The sequence below is a fragment of the Mycobacterium nebraskense genome (genome assembly GCF_002102255.1).
In the GTDB taxonomy this organism is placed as follows: domain Bacteria; phylum Actinomycetota; class Actinomycetes; order Mycobacteriales; family Mycobacteriaceae; genus Mycobacterium; species Mycobacterium nebraskense.
The window spans coordinates 113,999-132,793 of the sequence record NZ_LQPH01000164.1; the positions used below are offsets into that span (position 1 = coordinate 113,999).

The following is an 18,795-nucleotide window of genomic DNA, read 5'->3' on the forward strand; positions in this document are numbered from 1 at the left end:
AAATGGGTTGGACGACAAGGTGATGCAGGCGGCAGCCGGGGCGCGGCGCTGCGGGGGTGATGTGCGGCCGACGAGATTTCGGAGAAGCGTCAGGGCGTGGCCTTACGATGGTCGGCATGGAGAAGACGACGAGCCGCAAGCTGGCGCGTAAGCGGCTGTTGGAGGCACAGCAGGAGGCGGCGTCGGCGCGTGAAGCGCGCGAGCGCGCCAATCTGAGTGATCTCACCGAGTTCACCGTGCGCCTGGCAGAGGTCGACGCGGTCGACGAATGGTTGGCCGGCCGCGTCGAGAAGCTGAAGGCGGAAGCCGCAGGGAAGCGCCAGGCGCACCGTCGCGCCGCCGGGAAGGCGTTGCACGCCATGCGGTTACGTGGTGAGACTATGGCCAGTATCAGTGCACTGACGGGTCTTAGTGTGAGTCGGTTACGCGAGTTGATGAAGTCCTCTGCCGAGGACAGTGCTGGCGCGGCGGGGGAGCCGGAACGTCCGGCGGCTCAGGTCGTTCCGTTGCCCAACCGCGTGCCATCCGACGTCGGTGACAGCACCGCGCCCGAAGGGGCCGTGGTCGCCCAATAGCGCTGGCCGCAGACGAGGTTGGGCGACGGCCGTGAGTCAGGATTGGGCGCGCCCAACAGCAAGCGGCTCGACGCGAATGTCCGTCACCGAGGTGTGGGTGGCGATGAAAGCGGCTGCTGCACAGGGCGCCTGGCGGCGTCACGGACACGGAGATGCCGGCGACTGATCGGTGGGTGCTAGCCGAGAGCGTCGTAGTGGGCGGCGGCACGCTGGCCGAGCACCCACGCTGTAAGGGTAGGGTCGTCGGGATTGGCGGACAGCTCAAGGTACCCGTGTAACCAACCATCGACGATGTACTCGCGCCGAATCCAGGTGTCGAAGTCGGCCGGGTCGATGCGCTGCAGCGTCGCGACCGCCCGATCGAGCTGGGCGCGGTCAACGCCGTTGGACTCAGCGTTGACGTAGTGGCCGGCGGTGGCGTCTCCGAGTGATCGCGCGGTAAGCAACTGCCGGGCGAGCTCGAATGTGTAGGGCCGGTTGAAAGTCATGGCAGCACCTTTCGCGCGTCGGGGAGTAACGCGTTGGCTTGTTCACACAGCGTGGTGAGGTAGGTCCAGGCGGCTGCTCGCGGGTCGTCGGCCAGCTCTGGGTAGGTCAGGTCGATCCATCCGGCGGTCAGGCCTGGAAGGTCAGGGTGGCCACGTGGGCGCACGATGAGCACATAGCCTGGGCCGGGGTCATCGTCGGCGGCGATCACCTGTAGCTCAAGCCGCTGATCGCCCACGATCGGACCCAGGGCGGCGGCTTCCTCGACGAGCTCGCCGAGGGCTGTGGCAGGCCGCGCGAAGCGCCCGGGTGCGGGAATGTCATGTTCGAGCGTATCGGCGCGCAGGCTGATCCAGTCGTCGAACGCGGCGGCATCGACACGGAACGGGATCAGCGCGGCGGGGCCCATCACAGTGCCGCCCGCGGCGCCGGTTCGATGGTGGCTGTGGCGGTGACACCGTGATGGGCAAGGCTGACCAGATCGTAACTCTCGTGGGCGGCGGTGATCTGGTTGAGTTGCAGGTCGGTATCGGTGGCGGTCACATAGACGGCGAGCGCGGCCCGGGCCGTCGTCCGATCGGGGTGGTCGGTGACGAGCACGGGCAGGGTCCTGGTCGGGGCGATGGTCAAGGTGTGCATGGCATGTTTCCTTCCGTGTATGAGGTCAGGCGATGTCGGCTAGCTCGAGCAGGGACAGCTGTGGGTGCTGGGCGCCGCGGGCCTCGGCGATGATGTCGGCCATGGACAGGTCGGCGCGAAACCTGTGACCGGTTGCTGCCTCGACAGCGGCGTACTGGTCGGCCAGCTTTGGGTTGAGACGTGCCGAGCACACGAGGTCGGCACGGGAGGCCAGGACGCAGAATCGGCACGAGAGCCGGCTCATGCCGGCGGCGTATGCGGGGTGGGGGCGGGTGCCGGCTATGGCGATGCGATCCCACACGTCGGTAACGGTGAACTGGTGAATGGGATACCAGTCGTCAACGTGGCGGCGCCCGTTGGATGCTGACGGGTTGTGCGCGTAGGCAACTCGTCGTGCACGCGCCCGGCTCTCTTCGGCCCGTAGGCCCATGATGTTGAGTACTCGCACGGGCCGGCCGCTGACCCGGCCGCTGTCGCGCAGCTCGGCCACGAGCTTGGTCATGACGGTGCGAATGGGTCCGCGTTTGTGGTCGCTGGTGCACCACCGGCGGGCCGCGTCGGGCCACATTCCGCGCGCGGCGACGCGCGCAAGGATTGTTTCGGTGTGGCCGTCGTCGGCGGTGCGGCTGGTCAGTTCGAATCGCAGACCGTAGTGGGCGGCATGCTCAGCGGCCAGGTCGGGCACGCCGTCCCATTCGGCGTCGCCGAGGTCGGCGTGGACGGTTACGACCCGATCGAGCACCGCGGCGGCCCGGGCCTGGGCGACGACGACGTCGAGGCTGGCTTGAGAGTCCTTGCCGGCGCTGATGTTGACCAGCAGGATGTCGTAGGCGGCGAGCTGGGGTGCGGGGCCGTCGCTGACCGTCGCGTGGGCGCTGGCGTCGGGATCTGCGGGGCGCAGTTCGGCGGCGCAGTTGAAGTCCAGGGGCAGGGTGGTCATCATGTTCACCGGCGGGTCTGCGCGGTGGTGGGCGGGTCGATGACCAGGGTGGCAACTCGCGTCGTGGTCGGCGGGCTGGTCCAGATTCCGTAGACGCCCGGTGCTTCCTCGACGACGCGGTCTGCGGGCTGGGTTGCGTGAATGTATGCCTGCGCGGCCTGCAGCGCGTCGGCGAAGTCGGTGTGATCGAACGATTCCCACATCGGCAGCGCGTCAGGTTCGTCTGGGTCGGTAATGGTGGCCGAGTAGCACATTGCGGGAAGTCTTTCGGGCTCGCTCAGGCCGGCTTTCAGGCCGCAATTTCGAGGGGCTGGTAGTTGGTTGCCGGTTGCGGGTGGTGGTGTAGAGCCGCCAGGCGATGATGTCGACGTCGATGCGGCCATGCATGCGGCGGATCGCTTCGTCGCGGTCGCGGCCGCGCAGGTGCATCCGCATGCCATCGACGGCGACCTGGGTGATGGCCAGCTCGTCGATCTGGGAGGCGCTGGCTGCGCTCATGCCGACACCGCTACCGCGGTTGCATCTGGCGTGATTACCGCCCGGTTGATCAGGCCTTTGATGCGGTCGGGGCGAAAGCCCGACCAGTGGTCGTCACCGGCCACCACCACGGGGGCCTGCAGGTAGCCGAGGGCGATCACGTAGTCACGCGCCTCGGAGTCCACGGTGATGTCGACCTTCTCGTAGGCGATGCCCTGCTTGTCCAGCGCCTTGTACGTGGCGTTGCACTGCACGCAAGCGGGCTTGGTGTAGACGGTAACGGTGCCGCTCATAATGTCCTCCGAATTAGGCATCAGCAAATCTATTTGATGCATCTAATATACCTCATTTATGCAGGCCATGCACCATTTAATGGAATATTCTTAGAATCTTTTAAGCAAGTCGGCTAACATTGGTTATGTTGTAATTGGCGACCGATTCGTAACGGCTGAATGGGCATTAACGGATGGGCCTTTCTCCTTTTCCAGGCTATTTCGGAAAAGTTGGTAATGGAAGCTGCAGCGATAATATGAAGGCCAGGCGCTATGACGGGTTGTCAAATAGGGCGAGCTGTTGGCTGGGCCGTACTGCAAAAAGCCGCCTACGCCAGGCCAGGGCGTAGTCCAGGCAGTTCGCGCAGGAACTATGGGTGTGTCCGGTCAGCGGCGGTTCGCGTCGCGCCTGGTATGACCACGCAAGGCTGTCGCACGTCATTATTTTGCGACCGTAGATCTTCAGTCCGGCTGCTTTTACTCCGAACGCGTGGAGCGGCATTTCTGGGTAGCGATACAAGATTGTAGAAATTACGGCGTCGATTTGATGGCTGGCCTGTCTGCGGCATACGGAGCCTACTCCGACGATGGGATATTGAGTTAAGTTAATGCCGCGTGATTCGTACACATCGAGACAGCGGAGATAATCGTCTGGCAACCATCCTTGGATAACGGGCATGTAAGGGTTGTCGTAGGGTTTGCCGTCCCAGAGTTCCTGGAGTTCGACGAAGTTGTCGACGGTGCGGCGTTGGTGTTCGCCCACGGTCAGGCCGGTCTTGGCGAGCATGTCCGGCTCGCACATGAGATCAAGCGGTGCAGCCCAAGAGAGCTTGCCGATCTCGTCGTCGTATCGACGGACGGCGCGGTGGTACTGGCGGACGGTGGTGCGCCACTGGCCGTAGAGCGACAGCTCGGAGAAAGCGCCAGAGTCCAGCGCCCATTCGGCGGCCGCGCGGGGGAGGGACTTGCGGCCGGCCAGGCGGCGGTGGGAGATGAACAGGGGCACGCCCGCTGTGGCGAGCCAGTGCGGTTGGTGCGAGCCCAGGTAGAACGTGTTGACCATTGGGGGGTTCCGTCTAGTAGTGGTCGAGGCCGACGTGGACGGTGTGGGTGGCGTCGTCGCCGAGGTGGTGGTGCTGCGCCGGGGGTGGGGGAGGCTGGGTCACCCCACCCCCGGGGGAGCTGACTTCAGGCGGCGGCCTGGCCGTGCAGTGCGGCCCGAAGCCGCGCGCCGATCCATTCACCGACTGCGGGGGAGACGGCGTTGCCGAATCCGTCGGTTTGGTTGCGGGCGCTTCCCCATACGGTGAAAGTGCCTTTGTGGTCGACGAAGTCGACGTCGAAGCCGCAGCCGCGGCCGATTTCGTGCGCGGCCATCATGCGGAAGTAGCAGTCCTCGAGTTGCAGGTCGGCGAGCATTGCCTGCCAGTGGGCGCTGAGGACGGCTGTGGTGTCGCGGGAGGTCAGCGTGCCCAGGGGGTCGGTCATTGGGTGTGGTGCGGTCTCGACGCCTTGGCTGCCGTTCTGCTTGTACCAGCCGGAAAACAGCACACCTTGGGTGATGGCCGAGCCGACGACGGTGCCGAGGGGATCACTGGCCGGGTGCGCGCGGTATTGGGCTTCGTCGATCGAGCCGTTGTTTTTGATCACGCCTGCGGCGGTGAGCACTCCGGGGATCTGGTCGGAGGTAACGGTGGGCATCGCCTCGGCGTGGTTGGTGGGAACGGTGTTGCGGCGGAAGGGGACAACCCCGCTGGACACGATTCCGAGCGTCTCGGAGCCGCCCTGGGTGGGTAGCGGTTCGTCGCTGGCGCGCGGGCCGCCCTGGTAGTTGGTGACGGCCAACAGCAGGGCCTTTTCGTGGGTGCTGGTGACGGTGTCCATCGGCAGGCTGATGTGCTTGCCGTCGCCGTTGTGTCGGTGTGCGGCCAGGGTCTGTCCGGTTATGGCGACTGGCGGGGCGATCAGGCCGGTGGCGTTGGTGGCAGTTTGAGCCCAGAGCGGTTGGCTCAGGTCGCGGCTGCGGCAGGTTGATCCGGGCCGCTCGTAGGTATTGCCGGCGGCCGCGATCAGGGCACCCGTCGACAAGATCGCGGTCTCTTGCTGGCTGGTCTGGGTGGCCAGCGGCTGCCACGGGTGACGCTCGCTGCCGTGGACGGCCTTGGCGGGCATCAAGATAGCGGGGAAGTCGGCGAAGCGTTGGCGGCACCGCTCGGCGCGGGCCATGGTTGCCGGGGCCAGCGGCTTGGCGCGGTCACCGATGCGCGTGCCCAGGTTGGTCAGGTCCATGGCCGCCAGCGACGGCGTCATGCGAGGGAGGACGACGCCTCGGCACGATGGGCAGCGGTAGTCGTACTGCTTGCCGTAGCGCACCGAACCGGTGGGAGGTACCCCGGTTCGCCACGTCCATACCGCGGCGACGACCTGGTCGCAACGCGCGCACCACGTCGCCGGGCGGTGGTCGAGATCAGGGGTGGGGATCCGGCGGTCCCAAAAGGCGATATACAGCCGGTCGCGGCTCTGAGGTACTCCGAAGAACATGGAGTTCAGGTAGAGGACGCGGTGTTTGTAGCCGAGGTTGTCGAATTGCTTGAGCCACCACCGGTAGGTGGAGCCGTCGCCGACCTTGCGCTTGCCGGGAATGGCTGGTCCCCAGGAGGTCAGTTCGGTGGTGCATTCGATGAGGATGACTCGGGGGTGGTGTTGGGCGGCGTAGTGCAGGACGCAGTTGGCGGTGGCGCGGTCGCGTTCGGATCGGCTAACACTTGCCTCGAAGTCGGGGTCGTCGAGGTCGAATAGCGACAGACCCTGCTCGTAGGCCTTCTTGGTGTTGGCTTGCGAGTGGTTGACGCAGGAAATTCCGGCGGCTAGCAGGTCTGCGGCAGGCAGGTCGCGCGCGGAGTGGTAATCCGCCGATTCGGGGTCGACCAGGTCGGCGATCCAGTGTTCGGCATCAGGGTGGTTGGCCTCGTGAACTTCGATCTTGTAGCGGTTGTGGTTGGCGGCCATGATCGTGGTGAACCCGGCGCGTTCGATGCCTTGGGTGAGGCCGCCGAAACCGCTGAACAAATCGACGGCGATCAGGTCGTCGTGAGCGAACCTGCGTTGCCGTGTTGCGGGTCGGTGCTCGGCTGTGGCGCTGGACGTCGAATGCATTGCGGTAACCCCTTTTTCCGTACCTGGACCCATCCCAGGGTGTTATCTATAGTCTACACCATGAAGTAGACTATAGTCTACATATTGGCGGGGTTTGACCTGGCATATTTGGTGGGCGACCAGGCCGTTTGCGCAGGCCGGATTCCTTTGCGGGGCAACGCATTGGGCTACCGGGAAGTTGGTGGGCACTTGCGGGCGGGCGGGCAGCCGAACCGTAGGAGGTCGGTGACCCGAAGCTGGACGTAGACCTGCTCGACGGGTCCCAGGCGGGCCAGGCCCAGCGAGTCATGTATCCGGCCGGCCACGGTCGGCGGCAATTCTTGGAAGGTGCTGACACGGGCAAGCTTCCCGGTGGCCACCAGCTCGGCGAGGTAATGATGGGCCTGGCACGCCAGCTGGTCGATGGTCAGCCAGAATTCGAGCGGATACCCGGTGACGTCGGGTAGGGCCTCGTGGCTGACGTCGGTGACCGCGACGTAGGTTGCGTGGTCGTTGACGTAGCGAACGCGGGCCACCGCGGCGCCGTCGCCGGGTGCGGCGCCACCGAATGGTGAGACGGTGGCCACGTAGGTCGATGTCATAGCTAGCTCCTGATCTGGTAGGCGGTTTCGTTGGTCGCGGACAGGCTCGGCTTAGCCGGGCGCGAAGAGTTCGAGCTGCACGGCGGTGGGGTCGCCGATGCGCAGGGCGCGGAGCAGGACGTCGTCGAGCTGGTCGCCGATGTGGCGGGCGCGGGCCCGGTGTGCGTCGGCCTCGTCGTGGCTGGGGTGATAGCGGGTGCACGGGCCGCTGTGCGCGTTGGGGGCAGTGGTGGACCAAGGGCAGTAGCACCAGTCGTATGCCCGTGCATTCTCGGCCTGGTCCAGGTCTCTGACGGCGATGAGTTCGGCGCGGATGTCAGCGGGCAAGCCACGGGCATAGGCGTTGATCTGCGCCTTGGAGATGACGACGCGGGCCTCGCCGTGCCCGGGAGAGGTGATCTTGCCGCTGCGGGTGCTCCAGCCGGTCATCCACGCGGGGCCGCCGTGAGGGTGGGTGTGCCCCCACGCTCCGGACATGGACTGCATCAGGTGGTCAGTTCCGGCGGGTCCGATGAGGCAGTCGCGAATTGCCCAGCCGCCCATGAAATACAGCAGCCAACGCTGGTCGGTCGTGAGGTCAGTCATCGACAGGGCCATCGGTGTCGGGGTCGCCGTCCCATAGCGTGCTGTCGTTGAGATTGACTCGCAGGGGACCTGCTCCTGGGTTGGTGTCAACCTGGATGACCGGGACGCCATCGACTTCTGACACGAAGGCGCTGACCAAAACCTCGGCGCCGCCGGGAATCTTGACGACCATTGCGTCCTCGTCGCGAGTGATCTGCATGTACGTATCTCTTCCTTGTCGTTTACGGGCTGGACGTGAAAGTCGGTGGGGTAGGCGCGGTTCGGCCGCCAGCAGGCCGCTTAGCGCCAGCTTGCGGATTCGGTTACCGAACGAACGTCGGAGGACTCCCGGGCCACCACCGCTTCGGTAATGACACCGGCGTTGCCGACCTCGTAGCCGAACGCCTGGGCCAGATCGTGGTCATCGAGTGCGGCGTATTCGTTACGGATGGCCGCGTCGATGCCGGTTTTGGTTTGGGCCAGCAGGTTCAAGGCTTCTTCGCGTGTAAAAGCTGAGTGGCGCACCTCAGTGATTTCGCGGTCAACGTAGATCATGGGGCCTACTCCTTCGTGCGAGACTCGAACCGTGGATGTTGCTTATAGTCTACATCCGCTGTAGACTATAAGCAACATCAATCGAGGGGTTGAGTAACCGAAATGCCCATCACTGCAACGCAGTACAGTCCGAAGCGGCTGGCCGGACTCGATAGCCATGCGGCCGAACCATCGGTGGTGCTGTCGTTCGGCCTGGGCCTGGACAGCACGTCGCTGCTGATCCGATGGCTCACCGATACCTCGTCACGCGACTTCGCCCTTGAGGACCTGGTGCTTGTCACCGCGATGACCGGGCACGAGAGCGCGGCGACGGTCGATGCGATGAATCGGCTTGTCCTACCCCGCTTGCGCCAGCACGCGATCCGCTACATCCAGACGGCCCGCTCGCAACGCAGGACCAGCCGCGCCGGAGACGGCATCGTGATCCGCGACGACTCACGCACTCCGCAGCAGCTCCACGCCGGGGGCCAGTACACCCTCGGCGATGAAATGCTCTCGGCGGCAACGATCCCGCAGCGCGGCGGATCTAGAATTTGCAGTGTCCACTCCAAGGGCGATGCACTCGATCCCGTCATTGCACGCATTACGAAGGGCCGCCCCTATCGCCATGCACTCGGCTTCGAAGCCAATGAAGCCGCCCGGGCCGCCAAAGACCAGTTGCACGACACCGAATTGCGTCGTGGCTGGTATCCGCTTATAGACTGGCGGTGGACCAGATCGCATTGCCGCCGCTACTTGCTCGACGTTCTCGGTGAGAGCGTACCCAAGAGCTGTTGTGGCTTTTGTCCGTTCGCGATGAGCACAGCCGCGGGCCGGGCCCAGGTGGTCGAGCGCTACCGTCGAGAGCCACAACTTGGTGCCGACGCGATGTTCCTCGAGCATCTCGCCCGCAGCATCAACCCGGCACAGACCCTCATCGAGGGCAGCAGTGTCGCCGACCTGGTGACCGAGTCCGGCCTGTCAGAAGTCAGGGACCTGTTCGAGGCAGAACTGCACAACCGCGCCTGGTCGATCTACGAAGTGCGGCGCGTGACACGCCCGGGCAAGGACGGCCGGCGCGACATCGTTGCTCGATCCCTGCGCATTGTCGCAACGGGTAGTCGGGCGGCGATGACCGATCAGCTGGCCTCACAGCCCGGCCGCTCGGTGCGCGGCCAGGACGGGATCGTTCGCCACGTCTTACGGGATCGCCGCCGCGACGGAATCGATCACCTCTTTGTGGCCGCTCCAGCGGGAGCGCAGGCCAAGCAGCGCACCGGCTTCGAACAGTGGTGGCAAGAAGCCACAGCCGACAGCCTGTTTTAAACCGCCCGGGAGCGGGAGCCCGGCGCGTAGACTATGTGCAACAACGGAATGGGGCGGCGGAGATGGTCGAGACAATGCAGATTAATGACGAGGCCATTCAAGCTCGGGTCGGCATGCGGATCAAGGCCCGCCGCGAGAAGTTGGGGCTGTCGCAAAACGACCTCGGCGAGCTCAGCGGAACTCACCGGACCTACGTCAACCAGCTCGAGAACGGTCGCAAAAACGTTACGGTCGGCACCCTGGCGCGGATAGCGAGCGCTCTTCGCACAACTCCCTCAGCGTTAACCCAAGGCATACTTGACGGCGGCCACGAGGCTTCTGACTGACGACCGCCGCGTTGCCGGTTTCTCTAGGGTTGAACGGCGCAGGTGTCGTGATCGGTTCGCTCTCAATCGAATTCGCGGTTATCCGGCTCGGTCTCTTCGTACGGTTCGACGACGGAGAGGTCGGTCGTGATCAGCTGCGGGTCTAGCAAGAGCGGGACTGTCAGGCGCGACTTTCCGTTACTGCTGGTGGCCGGCATGAGGACCGCGGCCAGCCAGCCGCCGTCGCTTCGCCGGATCCACGCGATCTGGCGCGCGAGCATGTGGGCTTCGACGCGCAGGCCGAGAGATCTCACCCAGAGCGGCAGTTCGTCGGCGCGGACGTGCGCGGTGCTGGGCAGGGCCTCGGCGGCGTGGACCGCGACCGGGCGGTTGGTGCGAAAGAGGGTTGGGTAGGCCGGGTCCGATACCCAGCGTTCGAACATGCTTTCGCATATTACGCCTCTGTCGCGGCTAGGTCCGCCGCGTTGACTCGTCAGAAATGCGCGCGAAAGGGTGGGTCGTTGCCTCACCGGAAATGCGCGCGTACGCCCAGTGGATGGGGTTGACGTTGGCAGAGCGCAGAGCAATCACCGAGACGGTCGCGATCCGCTACCAGCAGGCGAGCAAGCGCGCTAAGAGTCGGATTCTCGATGAGTTGTGCGCCAATACCGGGTGGCATCGCAGCCATGCCCGCAAGGCCCTCAAGGCCGCACTGGTGCCCACGGTGGTGATCGCGCGCAAGCCACGGCCGGTGACGTACGGCGATGATGTCATCGCTGCGTTGATCCGCTGCTGGGTGGTGCTCGACAGGCCGGCGGGCAAACGGCTTGCACCCATGCTCATAGAGCTGGTGGCCGTACTGCGCTACTTCGGGGAGCTGATCATCGATGACGCCACCGCGGAGTTGTTGGTGTCGATGTCGGCGGCCACCATCGATCGCCGTCTGGCCCCAGAACGGGCCAAATACCAGCTTCGGGGGCGTGTTGGGACGAAGCCGGGATCGCTGCTCAAAAGCCAGATCCCGGTGCGCACCTGGGCCGAGTGGGACGACGCTCGACCCGGGTTCGTCGAGATCGATCTGGTCTGGCACGACGGCGGCACCCGCGGTGGGGGTCATGCCTTCACCTTGACGGTCACCGACGTCGCCACCGGCTGGACCGAGAACCGCTCGGTGCCCGACAAGAGCGCCAAATGCGTGCTGGCAGCACTCAACGGCATCGCCCGCAAGATGCCCTTCCCGATCGTGGGCGTGGACTGCGACAACGGATCGGAATTCATCAACGACCACCTGCTCGACTGGTGCCAAGGCCGCCAGATCACCTTCACCCGGGCGCGGCCGGGCAACAAAAACGACGGCTGTCACGTCGAGCAAAAGAACTGGACGGTGGTGCGCACCGTGGTCGGCTACCACCGTTACGACAGCCCCGCAGAACTGTTGCTACTCAACGAGATCTGGCAGCTGCAGTCCAAGCTGACCAACTACTTCTACCCCCAGCAGAAGCTGATATCCAAAACCCGTCACGGCGCCAAGGTGGCCAAAAAGCACGACACCGCCGCCACCCCATTTCACCGCGCAATCGATCACCCCACCATGACCGTGGAACGCATCGTGGCGTTGACTCGCGACTACTCGCTGATCAATCCCGCCGCCACCCAACGCCAAGTTCACGCCCTGACCACCCAGCTGCTGACCCTGGCCACCAGCAAAGCCGGACCCGGCGCCCAAGCTCAAGTCAACAAGCGCGCACGTTTACGTGAGGCAACGAATCCGCCTTCGCGCGCATCTTGACGTGAGGCAACAGGCCGCATCCAAGCCCTGGGGCCGAGGACCGCAGACTGAGACTGATGCCCTACCCTTTGTGGGTTCAACCCACAAAGGGTAGGATAGTGATATGAGCGAGATGATCCGTACCGACAGCCGCGGCCGCGTCACCCTGGTGGGTCACCCGGACTCGACGTACTTGCTACGCGAAGAACCCGACGGCGTGCTGGTGCTGGAACCGGCCGTAGTCATGTCGGCGGCACAGGCGAGCTACCTCGCGCTCCCGACTGCCGACCGCACGCGCATCGAGGACTTCCTCGACGACCCGGCCACCGCCGTGAAACGCACCTATACGCGGCGCCGGTAGCCGTGCCCATCGAGTACGCACCTGAGGCCGCCGCGCAGCTCGACGCGCTGGAGCAATCTGCCGACGACCAGACTTGGGACGCGATCTGCGATGTGCTCGAACTGATCGACCAGCACCCGGACAGCGCGCAGGCCAGGCGGGAAGAAATTACCGGATCAAACGGCAAGAGAATGTGGAAGGTGCCCGTGCGGTCCCCATCCGTCGACAGTCTCGCCGTCCTATGGACGCGCGGCTCCGCTGGCGACTATGTGGTGTTCGTCGGCGTTATGCCGATCGCAAGGTAGCGGCGCAAGCAGCCAACCAACCGCACAAGACTTCTCGGCACGGCCCAGCTGTCCGTTCTCACCGAACCTGGGGCAAGATTCTCATCGAATCGGGGCGTGTGGGCTTCGGTGGCCGCCGGCCAGGCCGTACCCGAGCGAATATATACCGCGATGCGTCGTGTATATACTGGGCTTGTGGGAAAGCATCTGATCGACATTGACGAGAAGGCATTGGAGATGGCTCGCGCGGAACTGGGAACTTCTACGATCAAAGAGACGGTAAACGCGGCTCTGCGCCGGGCGACGTCGCACCGACTACAGCATGTGTCCGCCGCGCTGGACGCATTGGCCGCCGCACCGTCCGAAGATCGCGCTGAGGCATGGCGCTGACGTTTCTCATCGACACCAGTGTGATCAAACGACTCGGCCAGCCCAGTGTGCGGCAAGCGGTGGAACCGCTCGCGGCTTCGGGCGAGGTCGCGAGGGCCCGTATCACCGATCTCGAGGTCGGCTATTCGGCGAGGAATGCGGCCGAGTGGGACCGCCTTATCGCGGCATTGGACGCATTCGAGCCGGTTGAATCGACCGAATCGCATCATCGTCGCGCACTTCAGGTGCAACGGCTCCTCGCTGAGCGAAGCCAGCGGGGCCGCAAGATCCCTGACCTACTGATCGCCGCCGCCGGCGAAGAACACGGACTGACCGTCTTGCACTACGACTCCGACTTCGACCTGATTTCCGCAGTGACCGGCCAGCGGTGCCAATGGGTGGTGCCATGTGGGACTGCCGATTAGAGCGCCCTGGCCCAGCTGAGGTACCGAGAGGATTGACTGGCTCGGTCGCGGATGTCGCGTTGCCCCACCGAGTCCGGAAGCACGCGTGCCCCAGATTCGCTGAGAATCTTGCCCCAGGTTCAGTGAGAACGGACACCAGCGCCGAGGTAACTGACGCTGAAATTCGCGCTCACGGTTCACGTCATTACGTCACCGTGACGAATCGGATGCGTGTCGCCCCACGCGAAATGTCAGCCGGAACAATGATTTCCGATCATTTCATGCATAACGGTGATTATGCATGAATTATAGGCCGGGCTCCTTCCCAATACCGGATCGCGAGACGAAAAGCCAACCACGGGCGGCATGCGGAACGCCGGCTGCACCCGCACCCACGGCGGACACCGGTGACCCTCAGGAACGCCGGTCGAAGCTGCCTCTTGGTGGCCGGCGCGAAACACGGCGGGACGCTGACGATTTCGGCAACGCTGGCCGTTGCGCCGGCACATGGTCGATACGTCACTGTGACGCTTCAATCGCCAATCACGCTGGGCGCGAGCATCTTCCGCAACGTTTCATGGTTTTCATAGATAATCTACATTATTCATGAAGAACTGCCGCATATTTCATCAGATGAAACAATCGCGTATCTGACGGCCCGGCCGGTTGGACGAATCTTTTCACATGAACGCTGGCTTTGAACTGGGGATTTGGTATCGCTGCGACCGTGGCTGCGGTGGTTGTCGTGGTGGTTCTGCCGCAGCAGCAGAACGAATCGCTTCCGGAGTGCTGTACGGACCTGCACCGATGTGGTATTGATTCAGTAGGTGATTCAATGATTCATCGAATGAGACCACCGGGGGGTCGTGTTGGGCGTCGACAAGAGTGGCCGCGTCTACGTCGTGGGCGCGGTTCCGCTGCTGCATCCCGAGGTGCAGACGGTGCAGGAGATGCTGGAGGGCTGGCGTAACCAGCAGCTGTGTCGGAATCTGGCACACGACACGATCGAGGATCGGATCCGCCTGGTTGAGCGGTTCCTGGCGTACACCAATGAGTTTCCGTGGACGTGGACGCCGGCCATGGTTGAGGAGTTCTTCAGTGACCTGCGCTCGGTGAAAAGGCGTAGGCAGTCGACGATCCGCGGTTACCAGAACGCGCTGCGGCTGTTTTGTTCTTATGTCAGCGATCCCGATTACGGCTGGGATCGGGTGTGCGAGCAGCGGTTCGGCACCCACCCCGCCCAGGTGTTTTTCGAATGGAACACCGCCGTGCACGTCCAAGACAACGAGCAGGCTCCGACCAAGCGGGCGTTCACCAAGCGCGAGCTGCAGGATTTCTTCGATCATGCCGACGACCGGGTGGCGCTGATCGCCGCGTCCGCCCGTAAGGGCTGGCTGCCGGCGTACCGCGATTCGGTGATGTTCAAGCTGGCCTACTCCTATGGCCTTCGGTTCAACGAGCTACGCCACCTGCAGACGGTGGACTTCGCCCGCAATCCGCACGCCCGAGAGTTCGGCCGCTACGGGCTGGTCCACGTGCGCTACGGCAAGGCCAAGAAGGGTTCGCCGCACAAAAGGCGCAGTGTGCTGACAGTCTTCGATTGGACACCCGAGGTCATCGGCGACTGGTTGGCCTATGGGCAGCCCAATATGGACGACGGTATTGACCTGTTTCCCAGCGAGCGCGGCGCGCTGGTCTCCGAAGATACGCTGCTGCGGCGGTTTCGGCGTTACTGCACCGACCTCGAGCTGTCGGCCGGACTGGATTTGCACTCGTTGCGCCGCTCCTATGCCACCCATCTCATTGAGGATGGCTGGGACCCGATGTTCGTTCAGCTTCTCTCGAGCCCGCACAGGGGTGTCCACGACGTGCAACACGCACGTGGCGTTGGCGGCGATCTTCGTGGCGGAGGTGGTTATCTGCAGCGGTCCATCACGCAGATTCCACGGAGGTTTGATGCTTGTGCAACGGGTACTGATGCCCACTTCGTCGCTTGAATCCTGGACGGTCCTCGGCGACGGAGGCGGCTCGGTGGAGCCAATCGAGCGCTACCTGGCCTATCTGACCGACATCGAGCGGTCCCCGAACACGGTCAAGGCCTATGCGCACGACCTGAAGGACTGGTTCGTCTTCCTCGACGCTCGCAGCCTGAACTGGCGCGAGGTCCGATTGGAGGATCTCGGGGAGTTCGTGTCCTGGCTGCGGCTGCCGCCGGCTGGCCGGGCTGGCGCAGTGGTGCTGTTGCCCTCGGCTGAGCATCACTGCTCTGCGGGAACCGTCAACCGGAAGCTGGCGGCGATCAGCGGCCTCTACACGTTTCACGCCCGGCACGGAGTCGACCTCGGCGACTTGGTCACTGAACTGCACCCAGGTCGGCGCCGGCGCTCGGGATGGAAGCCGTTCCTCTACCACCTGAGCAGCGGCCAGCCGGAGCGGCGGCGCACGATCAAGCTCCGGACCCCGCGTCAGCATCCGACCATTCTGACCGCCGGTCAGGTGCAGGCGATCCTAGATGCCTGCATCCACCTGCGGGATCGCTTGTTGTGGGCGTTGTTGTGGGACACAGGGATTCGGATTGGTGAAGCGCTAGGTCTGCGTCACGAGGACGTGGCCGCTGCCGAGGGTGAGTTGACGGTCGCGCCGCGATCCAACGACAACAGGGCGCGCGCCAAGTCGGCGACACCGCGCACCATCCCGATCAGCCCGCAGCTCATCCGCCTCTACGCCGACTACCTGCACGACGAATACGGCGATCTGGACTCCGACTACGTGTTCGTCAACCTCTGGGGCGAACCGTTCGGGCACCCGTGGGGCTATCCCGCGGTCTACGACCTGGTGTTGCGGCTGCGCCGGAGCACCGGCATCGACTTCGATCCCCACTGGTATCGGCACACCTACGCCACGCGTTTGCTCCGCCAGAACACCCCGATCGAGGTCGTCAGCACGCTGCTGGGACACTCCTCGATCGCGACCACGATGGACATTTACGGGCATCTGTCCGTCGAGGACGCCCGCCGGGCTCTGGAGGCGGCCGGCTTCCTGACCGGGCAGGAGGTGCAGTGGTGACCGCGGCAGTCCCGCCGCTACCGTCGGCTGCGGCTCCGGGCTTGCTGCGCAAGCTGGTGGCCGCGGTTCGACCGGAGTTCCGGGTGGACATCCTCGTTCCCGAGCGTGGTGCGCTGGTGTTCGACACCGCGCCGTGCCGGGTGCCGGGCTGCGTGCGCCAACCGCGCACCCGCGGGCTCTGCAAAGGCCACTACGTCGGTTGGCAGCAAGAAGGCCGCCCGGACATCGACGTGTTCGCCACGACTGCAGCACCGGAAGGGCTCGGGCGCAAAGAGCTCACGGTCTGCGCCGTCCAGGGCTGCCGGTACGGAGGTGCTCGCCGGGGTTTATGCCCACGCCACCAAGGGTTTTGGGAACGGTCCGGCATCGCCGACCGAGACGTATGGCTGGCTGCCGTTGCTCCGGTGGATGATCCCGATCATCCCGTCTGCGCGTTGTCCTATTGCACGCTATGGACGCAGGGACGGTCGCCGTTCTGCGTCAATCATCGGTCCCGATGGGCAGCGGTGGGATGTCCCGACATCGACGAGTTCATCGTGCTCTGCGAGTCCTATGGCGACGACCGGTTCGACTTCCGACCGTTCGGTGATCGCCGACAGCTCAAATTGGAGATGCAGTACGCGCTGCAGTGCCGGCACGATGAACGCCAGGTCAAGACTCCCGCTGCCGTCGCGCGTCCTGTCATCGCACTCACGGCCGCCAGTGGGGTGGCCTCGCTGCTGGACTGGCCGATGGCACGTTGGATCGAGTTCTTCGACGCCAACCACGCTGCGCAACACGGCCAGAACGGACAGCTGGCGTTTCTGCGTTACGCCTATCGCTGTCTGGAGGACCTGCACTGCGGCAGCGGGTGGGAGGCCGAGTTCCCGCGCGACGTGTGGGAGCTGCACCGGCTCGGCGTCGAGGGCCGCAAGCGGCTGCGCTTCGACGGCATTGCGCAACCGTGGCTGCGGGATCTGGCCAAGCGGTTCGCCCGCTGGCGGTTAAGCATCGGACGCAGCCCCAACCAGACCTACATCGACGTCCAGGCGGTGACGCGTTTGGCCGGCTTCTTGGCGTCCCCGCCGGTCGACATCACCAGCCTGGCCGGCATCAACCGCGCGGTATTGGAGCGCTACCTGGCCGACCTGTCCACCGACCCCCGGGCACTGCACTCCCGCAGCCGCGACATCAGCTCGCTCGGTGCGTTCCTCGACGCGATCCGCCGCCACGAGTGGGACCACGACCTGCCCGCGAGTGCCGCGTTCTATCCCGACGACTTCCCCAAACCCGCGAAACGCCTGCCCCGCGGGCTGGCCGAGCACATCATGGCCCAGGTCGAACAGCCCGCGAACCTCGACGGATGGAACAACCCCGAGAGTCGGCTGCTCACGATCATCCTGATGCGCTGCGGACTGCGCGTCGGTGACGCCACCAAGATCGCCTTCGACTGCGTCATCCGTGGCGGCGACGGAGCTCCCTATCTGCGCTACACCAACGGCAAGATGAAACGCGAAGCTCTCGTCCCGATCGACGAGGAAGTCGAGCAGGCCATCGCCGAGCAACAACAGCGGATCCTGCGCCGCTGGACCAACGGCAGCCCCTGGCTGTTCGCCGCTCCGAAGATGAACCCAGACGGCCGCCGGCCGCTGACTACGCCCTCCTACCGCGGCCAGCTACGGGACTGGCTGGCGCGCTGCGAGATCCGCGACGAGCACGGCCGTCCAGTGCATCTGACTCCGCACCAATGGCGGCACACCTTTGGAACACGGTTGATCAACCGGGACGTGCCGCAAGAAGTCGTACGGGTGTTACTCGATCACTCCAGCGGTGAGATGACAGCTCACTACGCCCGCCTTCACGACACCACCGTCCGCCGGCACTGGGAGTCCGCCCGCAAGGTCGATGCCAGGGGCCAAACCGTTGCGATCGACCCCGACGGCCCACTGGCCGAAGCGAACTGGGCCAAGCAACGGCTCGGGCGCGTGACCCAAGCATTGCCCAACGGCTTCTGCGGGCTGCCAGTTCAAAAGACCTGCCCGCATGCCAATGCTTGTCTGACATGTCCGATGTTCGTGACTACGCCCGAGTTCCTGCCGCAACACCACGAACACCGTCAGCAAGTCCTGCAGATCATCTCCGCTGCCGAGGCGCGCGGTCAGTTACGCCTCGTCGAGATGAACCAACAAGTCCTGGGAAACCTCGACACCATCATCACCACACTCGAAACCGACTCCGGTTCAGAGGAATTGGATTCTGCTGATGCGGGCTGACAACACCCGGCACCTCATCGTCGCCGCCCGACAACGCCACGAACTCACCCGAGCCAAGGCGATCCAGGCATTGAGGACCCTCGACGCCGAAGGGCGCCCGGTCACCTTCGAGGCCGTGGCTCAAGCAGCGGCGGTGTCTCGGTCCTGGCTCTACGCGCAATCCGACGTCCGAGCTGAGATCGAACGGCTTCGCGCTGCCCACCGTCGAGCACCCGCGACACCGGTCCCCGCGCGGCAACGAACCTCGGACGCCTCACTGCTACGCAGGCTCGAAGCCGCCAACCAGCGCAACCGGAAATTGGCCGAGGAGAACCGCACGCTCCGAGACCAACTCGCCCGAGCACTCGGCCAGCAGCGCACCGCATCCGAAACCACGTCAACCCGCACCCCCCGGAAACGTCTCAGCTCGATAACGATCGGTCCCTGCTTAAAGGCCTCCCCCATGACCCCACCTCAA

At 64.6% G+C, this 18,795-nt stretch carries 25 protein-coding genes and 1 pseudogene; 12 read left to right on the top strand and 14 right to left on the bottom strand.

The window, feature by feature from the left end; translation table 11 throughout:
* Positions 1 to 116: 116 nt before the first annotated feature.
* Positions 117 to 575 carry a hypothetical protein gene (locus AWC17_RS25385; RefSeq protein ID WP_085165326.1) on the top strand — a complete coding sequence of 153 codons (459 nt, stop codon included), beginning with the start codon at positions 117 to 119 and terminating at the stop codon, positions 573 to 575.
* A 176-nt stretch (positions 576 to 751) separates the two neighbouring features.
* On the opposite strand, the gene AWC17_RS25390 is transcribed toward AWC17_RS25385, so the two are convergent.
* The 13 genes from AWC17_RS25390 to AWC17_RS25450 form a co-directional block, all read right to left on the bottom strand.
* Positions 752 to 1,063: a hypothetical protein gene (locus AWC17_RS25390; RefSeq protein WP_244193527.1), complete on the bottom strand. Its 312-nt coding sequence runs from the start codon at positions 1,061 to 1,063 to the stop codon at positions 752 to 754.
* Positions 1,060 to 1,473 carry a hypothetical protein gene (locus AWC17_RS25395; RefSeq protein WP_208618388.1) on the bottom strand — a complete coding sequence of 138 codons (414 nt, stop codon included), beginning with the start codon at positions 1,471 to 1,473 and terminating at the stop codon, positions 1,060 to 1,062. Before AWC17_RS25395 ends, AWC17_RS25390 begins: the two co-directional genes overlap by 4 nt.
* A complete protein-coding gene (locus tag AWC17_RS25400; protein ID WP_085165330.1) occupies positions 1,470 to 1,700 on the bottom strand; it encodes a hypothetical protein in 231 nt (76 codons plus the stop codon). Before AWC17_RS25400 ends, AWC17_RS25395 begins: the two co-directional genes overlap by 4 nt.
* A 25-nt stretch (positions 1,701 to 1,725) precedes the next feature.
* Positions 1,726 to 2,640: a phosphoadenosine phosphosulfate reductase domain-containing protein gene (locus AWC17_RS25405; RefSeq protein ID WP_085165417.1), complete on the bottom strand. Its 915-nt coding sequence runs from the start codon at positions 2,638 to 2,640 to the stop codon at positions 1,726 to 1,728.
* 5 nt (positions 2,641 to 2,645) lie between these two features.
* Positions 2,646 to 2,894, bottom strand: a complete 249-nt coding sequence (locus AWC17_RS25410) for a hypothetical protein (RefSeq protein WP_141224784.1) — start codon at positions 2,892 to 2,894, stop codon at positions 2,646 to 2,648.
* Complete coding sequence (locus tag AWC17_RS25415) at positions 2,854 to 3,138, bottom strand: hypothetical protein (protein ID WP_085165334.1); 285 nt, start codon at positions 3,136 to 3,138, stop codon at positions 2,854 to 2,856. Before AWC17_RS25415 ends, AWC17_RS25410 begins: the two co-directional genes overlap by 41 nt.
* Complete coding sequence (locus AWC17_RS25420; RefSeq protein WP_085165336.1) at positions 3,135 to 3,410, bottom strand: redoxin NrdH; 276 nt, start codon at positions 3,408 to 3,410, stop codon at positions 3,135 to 3,137. The genes AWC17_RS25415 and AWC17_RS25420 overlap by 4 nt, the downstream gene beginning before the upstream one ends.
* 250 nt (positions 3,411 to 3,660) lie before the next feature.
* Positions 3,661 to 4,452, bottom strand: a complete 792-nt coding sequence (locus AWC17_RS25425) for a deazapurine DNA modification protein DpdA family protein (protein WP_085165338.1) — start codon at positions 4,450 to 4,452, stop codon at positions 3,661 to 3,663.
* Between the two features lie 125 nt (positions 4,453 to 4,577).
* The gene (locus AWC17_RS25430) at positions 4,578 to 6,545 is read right to left on the bottom strand and encodes a DNA cytosine methyltransferase (RefSeq protein WP_085165340.1); all 1,968 of its coding nucleotides are present in this window, start codon (positions 6,543 to 6,545) and stop codon (positions 4,578 to 4,580) included.
* 167 nt (positions 6,546 to 6,712) lie between these two features.
* Positions 6,713 to 7,126: a hypothetical protein gene (locus AWC17_RS25435; protein WP_085165341.1), complete on the bottom strand. Its 414-nt coding sequence runs from the start codon at positions 7,124 to 7,126 to the stop codon at positions 6,713 to 6,715.
* Between the two features lie 51 nt (positions 7,127 to 7,177).
* On the bottom strand, positions 7,178 to 7,711 hold the full coding sequence (locus AWC17_RS25440) for a hypothetical protein (protein ID WP_085165419.1): 534 nt from the start codon (positions 7,709 to 7,711) through the stop codon (positions 7,178 to 7,180).
* Positions 7,704 to 7,910 carry a hypothetical protein gene (locus AWC17_RS25445; protein ID WP_085165343.1) on the bottom strand — a complete coding sequence of 69 codons (207 nt, stop codon included), beginning with the start codon at positions 7,908 to 7,910 and terminating at the stop codon, positions 7,704 to 7,706. The genes AWC17_RS25440 and AWC17_RS25445 overlap by 8 nt, the downstream gene beginning before the upstream one ends.
* Positions 7,911 to 7,990: 80 nt before the next feature.
* Entirely contained in the window at positions 7,991 to 8,245 is a 255-nt protein-coding gene (locus tag AWC17_RS25450; protein WP_085165345.1) for a hypothetical protein, read from the bottom strand.
* Between the two features lie 174 nt (positions 8,246 to 8,419).
* Between AWC17_RS25450 and AWC17_RS25455 the strand changes: the two genes are divergently transcribed.
* On the top strand, positions 8,420 to 9,550 hold the full coding sequence (locus AWC17_RS25455) for a hypothetical protein (RefSeq protein ID WP_167385644.1): 1,131 nt from the start codon (positions 8,420 to 8,422) through the stop codon (positions 9,548 to 9,550).
* Positions 9,551 to 9,612: 62 nt separating this feature from the next.
* Positions 9,613 to 9,876, top strand: coding sequence for a helix-turn-helix domain-containing protein (locus tag AWC17_RS25460; protein WP_244193528.1), 264 nt, complete (start codon positions 9,613 to 9,615; stop codon positions 9,874 to 9,876).
* A 62-nt stretch (positions 9,877 to 9,938) separates the two neighbouring features.
* Here the strand turns inward: AWC17_RS25460 and AWC17_RS25465 are convergent, their stop codons facing one another.
* Positions 9,939 to 10,298: a hypothetical protein gene (locus AWC17_RS25465; RefSeq protein WP_208618389.1), complete on the bottom strand. Its 360-nt coding sequence runs from the start codon at positions 10,296 to 10,298 to the stop codon at positions 9,939 to 9,941.
* A 92-nt stretch (positions 10,299 to 10,390) separates the two neighbouring features.
* Here AWC17_RS25465 and AWC17_RS25470 point away from each other — a divergent pair, with 92 nt between their 5' ends.
* The 9 genes and pseudogenes from AWC17_RS25470 to AWC17_RS32275 form a co-directional block, all read left to right on the top strand.
* Positions 10,391 to 11,644, top strand: coding sequence for an integrase catalytic domain-containing protein (locus tag AWC17_RS25470; RefSeq protein WP_083180044.1), 1,254 nt, complete (start codon positions 10,391 to 10,393; stop codon positions 11,642 to 11,644).
* A 103-nt stretch (positions 11,645 to 11,747) separates the two neighbouring features.
* Positions 11,748 to 11,984, top strand: coding sequence for a hypothetical protein (locus tag AWC17_RS25475; RefSeq protein ID WP_085165346.1), 237 nt, complete (start codon positions 11,748 to 11,750; stop codon positions 11,982 to 11,984).
* A gap of 2 nt (positions 11,985 to 11,986) precedes the next feature.
* Positions 11,987 to 12,268, top strand: a complete 282-nt coding sequence (locus AWC17_RS25480) for a hypothetical protein (RefSeq protein WP_085165348.1) — start codon at positions 11,987 to 11,989, stop codon at positions 12,266 to 12,268.
* 174 nt (positions 12,269 to 12,442) lie between these two features.
* Positions 12,443 to 12,637, top strand: a complete 195-nt coding sequence (locus tag AWC17_RS25485; RefSeq protein WP_085165350.1) for a hypothetical protein — start codon at positions 12,443 to 12,445, stop codon at positions 12,635 to 12,637.
* Positions 12,628 to 13,041 (top strand): PIN domain nuclease, encoded by a 414-nt coding sequence (locus tag AWC17_RS25490; RefSeq protein WP_085165352.1) that lies wholly within the window; start codon positions 12,628 to 12,630, stop codon positions 13,039 to 13,041. The genes AWC17_RS25485 and AWC17_RS25490 overlap by 10 nt, the downstream gene beginning before the upstream one ends.
* A gap of 848 nt (positions 13,042 to 13,889) precedes the next feature.
* Positions 13,890 to 15,017: a tyrosine-type recombinase/integrase gene (locus tag AWC17_RS25495; RefSeq protein WP_141224793.1), complete on the top strand. Its 1,128-nt coding sequence runs from the start codon at positions 13,890 to 13,892 to the stop codon at positions 15,015 to 15,017.
* Positions 14,977 to 16,086 (top strand): tyrosine-type recombinase/integrase, encoded by a 1,110-nt coding sequence (locus AWC17_RS25500; RefSeq protein WP_007172192.1) that lies wholly within the window; start codon positions 14,977 to 14,979, stop codon positions 16,084 to 16,086. Before AWC17_RS25495 ends, AWC17_RS25500 begins: the two co-directional genes overlap by 41 nt.
* Complete coding sequence (locus tag AWC17_RS25505; RefSeq protein WP_007172193.1) at positions 16,083 to 18,338, top strand: tyrosine-type recombinase/integrase; 2,256 nt, start codon at positions 16,083 to 16,085, stop codon at positions 18,336 to 18,338. Before AWC17_RS25500 ends, AWC17_RS25505 begins: the two co-directional genes overlap by 4 nt.
* Positions 18,328 to 18,663, top strand: a pseudogene (locus tag AWC17_RS32275) (DUF6262 family protein); the annotation flags it as partial. The gene AWC17_RS25505 and the pseudogene AWC17_RS32275, both read left to right, overlap by 11 nt.
* Between the last annotated feature and the right edge of the window lie 132 nt (positions 18,664 to 18,795).